This window comes from Nocardia sp. JMUB6875, assembly GCF_041154655.1.
In the GTDB taxonomy this organism is placed as follows: Bacteria; Actinomycetota; Actinomycetes; order Mycobacteriales; family Mycobacteriaceae; genus Nocardia.
Window position 1 is genome coordinate 1 of the sequence record NZ_BAAFGR010000287.1, and the last position, 6112, is coordinate 6112.

Genomic DNA, 6112 nt, shown 5'->3' on the forward strand with positions numbered 1-6112 from the left:
CCCCCGCCCATCCCGATCCGATCCAGCAGCACGAACACCAGCAGCGCCCCCGGCGGATGCCCGGACACGTGCGTGGTCCACGAATCGGGCTGGAAATCCAGGATGCGCCCGGAGAATCCGCGCAGCATTGCCCCGATGTCGCGCACCCCGCCGACCTCGTGCAGGTACTCGTCGCGGGTGGTGAGCCGCCCCGCGAACCCGCGCTGCCAGCCGTCCGCCATGGCCAGCGCGAACGCCCACGCGGCCGCGGTCGCCCAGGTCGTGACCAGCAGGCGCCCCCACGAGAGTCGCTGGGAGAGCGCCGGGCCGAAGCGCACCACGGCCGCCGCGATGGCGATCGCCGGAATCGTGCCCCACCCGATATGCGGCAGCCAGCCGCCGAAGATCGGTGCGGCCCCGGCATAGAGCTTGTCCCGCCACGGTTTGCCCTCGATTCGCGGAACCAGGAAGGCCGCGAGCACGAGCAGAAAGGCCGCCAGCGCGCAGTAGCCGTCGACGCGGGTGGAGACGTAGCGCGCGACCCTTGTCGCGGAAGCGTTCGCCATGCCGCAAACCCTAGGCCCCGAACCCCGCCGGAACTGTCCGGATCCCGATTTCGCCTGCTCTTGTCATACTTTCGTCATGCGTGTCCCGGGGTCGGAACACCCTGGTAGGCCGTACGGTCGAGGCCATGACCGAGTGGGACTCCGAACCCGGGGTCACGGTGGTGATCCCCTGCCGCGACGAGGCCGAGGCCTTGCCGGGCGTACTGTCAGCAATTCCGATGGGCTACCGCGTGATCGTGGTGGACAACGGCTCCACCGATGGCACCGCCGAGGTCGCCCGCGCGGCCGGCGCGACCGTGGTGACCGAATCGACCCCCGGCTACGGCAGCGCCGTGCACGCCGGAGTCGACGCCGCCCGCACCGAACTGGTCGCCGTGCTGGACGGCGACGGTTCGCTGGATCCCGGCGAGCTACCGCGCCTGGTGGCCGAATTCAGCCCCGGCGTCGACATGGTGGTCGGCCGCCGCCGCGCCGCCGTCCCCGGCGCGCTACCGCTGCACGCGCGAATCGGCAACTGGGCCTTCGCCTTCCGGCTACGCCGCCGCTACGGGCTGCGAGTGCACGATATCGCCGCCATGCGGGTGGCACGCCGCGACCGGCTGCAGGCGCTCGGCCATCTGCACGCCCGCTCCGGCTATCCGCTGGCCCTGCTCACCGGCGCGGCGCGGGCGGGCTGGCTGGTGCTCGAACGTGACATCACCTATCGGCCGCGGACGCACGGCGAGTCCAAGGTGTCCGGTTCCTGGCTCGGCACCGTGCGTGCCGCCCGCGACTTCTGGAGTGTGCGATGAACACTGGCGAACCCACCGAGATCATGTTCCCCCGACCGGGCGTCGACGGCCCGCTCGGCGCCGCCGACACCGTGCCCGCGACCCTGCTGATAATGGCCAAATCGCCCATCGCCGGATACGCGAAAACCCGTCTGACCCCGCCGTTCTCGCCGGTCGACGCCGCCTACCTGGCGGCCTGCGCCCTGCTCGACACCCTGGACGCGGTGCGCGAGAGCGGCATTCGCCATCGCGTGGTCGCCTGGACCGGTGACCTCGACCGCGCCGAACGCGCGGCCGAACTGTCCGCCGCCCTGCGCGACGTGACGGTGATCCCGCAGCGCGGCGACACTTTCGGTGAACGCCTCGCCAACGCCCACCTCGACGCGGCCGATTTCGGCGTCCCCGTACTCCAGATCGGCATGGACACCCCGCAGGCCGACGCCGACCTGCTCACCCGCTCCGCCTCCCGCCTGGTCGCCACCGGCGACACCGTCCTCGGCCCCGCCACCGACGGCGGCTGGTGGGCACTGGGCCTCACCGACCCCCGCCCGGCCACCCTCCTCGCCGACATCCCCATGTCCACCGACCGCACCGGCGAACTCACCGAAACCGCCCTGCGCCACAGCGGCTTCCGCGTCCACGCCCTACCCACCCTCACCGACGTCGACACCTACGCCGACGCCATCGCGGTGGCCGCCATCGCCCGCGGCCGCTTCGCCCGCACCGTCGCCGAATTGGTGACCGCGAAAACCCCTGTACCACTCTGAGATTCGAATCCCGAAAGGAGCCCGCGGTGAAGTCCGAAGAACACGCTCCCGCCGCGGACGCCGTGCCCGAGCCGTCCGCCCCCGACCCGACCATCGAACCCGATTCAGGGGCTTCCGCCTCGCTGCTGCCGCCGGTGCTGGCGGAGCGGTTGTCCCCGGCCCGCTCGACGGCGGTGGCCGCGCGGGTCGGGATCGCGCTCGGGGTCGGGATCGCAATCCTGTTCGTGACCGGGCTGATCAGCCATTTCATTCAGCATCCGCCGGACTGGTTCTGGTGGCCCGCGCATCCCGTGTGGCTGTATCGGGTGACGCAGGGGACGCACGTGACGGTCGGGGTCATGATGATTCCGCTGTTGCTGGTGAAGTTGTGGTCGGTGTATCCGCGGTTCTTTCTGAAACCGTCTGTGCGGCGGGCGCTTCCGGAGTTGCTGGAGCGGGCGTCGGTGGCGGTGCTGATCGGCGCGGTGTTGTTCCAGATCGTGACGGGGCTGTTCAATACGGCGCAGTTCTATCCGTGGAAGTTCTTCTTCACCACCACGCATCACGCCATGGCGTATGTGGCGTTCGGCGCGGTTGTCGTTCACCTGGCGGTGAAGCTTCCCGTTGTGCGGCAGGCCCTTTCGCGTCCGGTATCGGAGGAACCGGAATTGGAGGGGCAGGCCCGTGCGGGTGTTTCGCGGCGGGCCCTGCTGGTCGCGGCCGGGCTCGGGACGGTGGTCGCGGGTCTGGCGGTGGCCGGGCAGTCCGTGCCATTCCTGCGGTGGGTGTCGCTGCTGGCTCCGCGCAGTGGCGAAGGCCCGCAAGGCGTTCCGATCAATCGGACGGCCGCGGCCGCCGCGGTCACCGAGACGGCCCGCTCGCCGCAGTACGCGCTGGCCGTGAAAGTCGGTGGGCGAGAGCGTGGGTTCTCCCGCGCTGACCTGGAGGCCCTGCCGCAATACGAGAGCATTCTGCCCATCGCCTGCGTCGAGGGCTGGAGCGCGACCGGGCACTGGTCCGGTGTCCGCCTGCGCGACCTGCTCGCCCAGGTCGGCGAATACGGCGGCGGTGACGTGCGTTTCGTGTCACTGGAGACGACGGGCATCTACGGCTCGTCGGTGCTCCCGCACGACTTCGTCGTCGATGCCTCCACACTCATCGCCCTGCGCCTCAATGGCGAGGAGCTGGCCCTCGATCACGGCTACCCGTGCCGCCTGATCGCGCCGAATCGCCCGGGGGTGCTGCAGACCAAATGGCTGAAGTCGATCGAGGAACTGTAATGACGATCATTCGGATCCTATTGGGCGCGTGCGGAATCGGACTCGCCTACTACGGGCTCGACCTGTTGCTGAAGATGAGCACCACCGACCTTAAATCGGTCGCGACGTGGTTCATCGGCGCGATCCTGGTGGAGAACCTGATCTTCGGGCCGGGTGCCGCCCTGGTGGGCTTCCTGGGCCACCGCGTCCTCCCGGCGCGCTGGTGGCCCGCCTACGCGGTGGGCGCGTTCAGCAGCCTGGCCCTGATCCTGCTCGCGGTCCCGGTCATCGGCCGCGAGGGTGCCGTGCCCGGCAACGACACCATTCTGGATCGCGACTACACCGTCGGCCTGCTCGTCGCGCTGGTCCTGGTGTGGGCCGGAGTCGCCGCCTACCTGCTGCTCAGCCGCGACCGGCGGTCTCCAGCAGCGGCAGCCGCACCTCGAAACGCGCACCCTCGGAACGGTTCTGGGCACTGATATCGCCGTGATGCGCCGCCACCAGCCCCGCCGCGATGGCCAGGCCCATGCCGCTGCTGCTGCCGAGTTCGCCCGCGCCGGGGGAGCGGGCGGAGCTGCCGCGGTAGGCGACCTCGAAGATGCGGGGGAGATCGGCTTCGGAGATGCCCGGGCCCGTGTCATCGACGCGGGTCCAGGCCTGGCCGTCATCCGCGCCCGCCGAAATGTCGATGCGCCCGCCCGGCGGGGTGTGCGCGATGGCATTGGCGACCAGGTTGGTCAGCACCCGCCCCAGTGCCCGGTCGCTGCCCGCCACCACGATCTTGTCCTCGGGTTGGGTTGCCGCCAAGGTGATCCGGGCGCGCTCGGCGGTGGGCCGGTTGGCGGCCAGCACCTCGTCGATGAGCTCGCGCAGATCCACCGGCTCCATCTCCAGCCGCAGCGCACCCGAATTGATCTTCGACATCTCGAACAGGTCGTCCACCATCGACGACAGCCGATTCGTCTCCCGCACAATCTGTTCCGCGTACCGCGAGACATCCTCGGGCTGTGACACCACCCCGTCGATCAAGGCCTCACCCATGGCGCGAATGCCCGCCAGCGGCGTGCGCAGATCATGGCTGACCCAGGCCACCAGCTCGCGGCGCGACCGCTCGGCGGCGCGCTCCTGCTCGAGCATCTCGCGCTCCCACACCATGGTTCGTGCCTGTGCCCGGCCCAGCAGGACGGCCGCGGGCACGGTGACCGCGGTGACCACCGCCAAAACCACTGCGGTGCGCTCGAATTCGGCCCCGAACATCAGCCCGCTCACCGCCACCACGCCGCACAGGGTGGCCACGGTCGGAATCAGCACCAGCACGGCCATGCTCGTGGTGATGGCGCGATTGCGGGTGTAGCGCAGCAGCAGCGCGCCGACCACCACGACCGGCAGCGTGCCCGCCAGCGCGTACCCGATCAGACCAGGCGTATCAGTCGGCATCCGCCGCCTCCTCCGATGCCGGGCCATCCGGGAGATCCGCACGACCCCAGGCGTATCCGCGTCCCCACACCGTCTCGATCCGATGCGCGGCCCCCAGCTTCGCCCGCAACCGCTTCACATGCACGGTGACCGTCGACAGATCACCGAAATTCCATCCCCACACCTCTGCCAGCAACTCCTGCCGACTGAACACCCGCCGCTGATTCGCCAACAGGAACGCGAGCAGATCGAACTCCCTTGCGGTCAACTCCACCGGCATCCCGCCCGCCACCACCGTCCGCGCCGCCCGATTCAACTCCACTCCGTCCCCGCGCAGCACCTCCTCCACCACCGGCTGCGGATGCGTCCGCCGCAACACCGAAGCCACCCGCAGCGCCAACTCCCGAGGACTGAACGGCTTCGTCACATAATCATCGGCCCCCGCCTGCAACCCGATCACCCGGTCATCCTCATCCCCGAGTGCCGTCAGCAAAATAATCGGCGTCTCCGGATGCGCCCCCGCCCGCACCGCCCGAGTCAAATCGATCCCATCCGGCGGCGGCATCATCACATCCAACACAGCCAAATCGATCTCGTTCTTCTCCAACACCGCAGCCGTAGCCGCCCCATCAGCGGTCTCCACCACCTCGAGCCCATCCCGCTCCAAATACCGCCGCACCACATCACGCACGACCGGATCATCATCCGCCACGAGAATCCGCATCCCCCCACCCTATTCCGCACCCCCGGGGAACAGCCTGGTCCAAGCCCTTTCCCCCTACGCCGTCATTGTTTTGTCACGCCGCGCACCCGTTCCGACCGGCCCGACGGCCATAACGTCGAATCATGGACTCCGCGCGCGAACGGGTCGACCGCGTACTCACCTGCTGCTGCGACGGCCCGACCCTCGATCTCGCCTGCGGTTCCGGCCGTTTGGCCGACCGTCTGGTGCGTCAAGGCGTGGCCGCGCTGAGTGTGGACCTCTCGCCGATGGCTGTGGCCGTGACACGGTCGCGCGGCGTGCCCACGCTCTACCGCGACATTTTCGATCGATTGCCGGGAACCGGTCGCTGGGAGTACGCGATCCTGGCCGACGGCACCGTGGGCCTCGGCGGCGATCCGGTCCGGGTCCTGCGCCGCGCCCGCGAGCTCCTCGCTCACGATGGCGTCGCCATCGTCGAATTTGCCGCCACCGGAACCACATCACGCCTCCGTCCCACCCGCCTGCCTTGCCCGCCCGGGACCGGAGCGCCGGTGCCGTGGACGCGAGTCGGGATCGATCGGGCCCCCGGCCTGGCCGCCGCGGCAGACCTGCGAATCCTCACCGCGGCCACCGTCGCGGGCCACGAGATCGCGTGGCTCACGCCCTCCTGACG

General features: G+C 69.8%; 7 protein-coding genes and 1 pseudogene. 5 read left to right on the plus strand and 3 right to left on the minus strand.

The window, feature by feature from the left end; genetic code table 11:
• Window positions 1–545 (minus strand): annotated as a pseudogene (locus ACAM49_RS38070) (hypothetical protein); the annotation flags it as partial.
• Window positions 546–670: 125 nt separating this feature from the next.
• Here ACAM49_RS38070 and ACAM49_RS38075 point away from each other — a divergent pair.
• The 4 genes from ACAM49_RS38075 to ACAM49_RS38090 all read left to right on the plus strand — a co-directional run bounded on the left by ACAM49_RS38075 (window position 671) and on the right by ACAM49_RS38090 (window position 3799).
• Window positions 671–1336 (plus strand): glycosyltransferase family 2 protein, encoded by a 666-nt coding sequence (locus ACAM49_RS38075; protein WP_369640380.1) that lies wholly within the window; start codon window positions 671–673, stop codon window positions 1334–1336.
• Complete coding sequence (locus ACAM49_RS38080; RefSeq protein WP_369640381.1) at window positions 1333–2082, plus strand: DUF2064 domain-containing protein; 750 nt, start codon at window positions 1333–1335, stop codon at window positions 2080–2082. The genes ACAM49_RS38075 and ACAM49_RS38080 overlap by 4 nt, the downstream gene beginning before the upstream one ends.
• Before the next feature lie 125 nt (window positions 2083–2207).
• Window positions 2208–3341 (plus strand): molybdopterin-dependent oxidoreductase, encoded by a 1134-nt coding sequence (locus tag ACAM49_RS38085; protein WP_369640386.1) that lies wholly within the window; start codon window positions 2208–2210, stop codon window positions 3339–3341.
• A complete protein-coding gene (locus ACAM49_RS38090) occupies window positions 3341–3799 on the plus strand; it encodes a hypothetical protein (protein ID WP_369640382.1) in 459 nt (152 codons plus the stop codon). Before ACAM49_RS38085 ends, ACAM49_RS38090 begins: the two co-directional genes overlap by 1 nt.
• Here ACAM49_RS38090 and ACAM49_RS38095 read toward each other — a convergent pair.
• Together ACAM49_RS38095 and ACAM49_RS38100 are read right to left on the minus strand one after the other, a co-directional pair.
• On the minus strand, window positions 3723–4757 hold the full coding sequence (locus ACAM49_RS38095; RefSeq protein ID WP_369640383.1) for a sensor histidine kinase: 1035 nt from the start codon (window positions 4755–4757) through the stop codon (window positions 3723–3725). The genes ACAM49_RS38090 and ACAM49_RS38095 overlap by 77 nt on opposite strands.
• Window positions 4747–5460 (minus strand): response regulator transcription factor, encoded by a 714-nt coding sequence (locus tag ACAM49_RS38100; RefSeq protein ID WP_369640384.1) that lies wholly within the window; start codon window positions 5458–5460, stop codon window positions 4747–4749. Before ACAM49_RS38100 ends, ACAM49_RS38095 begins: the two co-directional genes overlap by 11 nt.
• A 122-nt stretch (window positions 5461–5582) precedes the next feature.
• On the opposite strand from ACAM49_RS38100, the gene ACAM49_RS38105 reads away from it, so the two are divergent.
• The gene (locus ACAM49_RS38105) at window positions 5583–6110 is read left to right on the plus strand and encodes a class I SAM-dependent methyltransferase (RefSeq protein ID WP_369640385.1); all 528 of its coding nucleotides are present in this window, start codon (window positions 5583–5585) and stop codon (window positions 6108–6110) included.
• Window positions 6111–6112 lie beyond the last annotated feature (2 nt).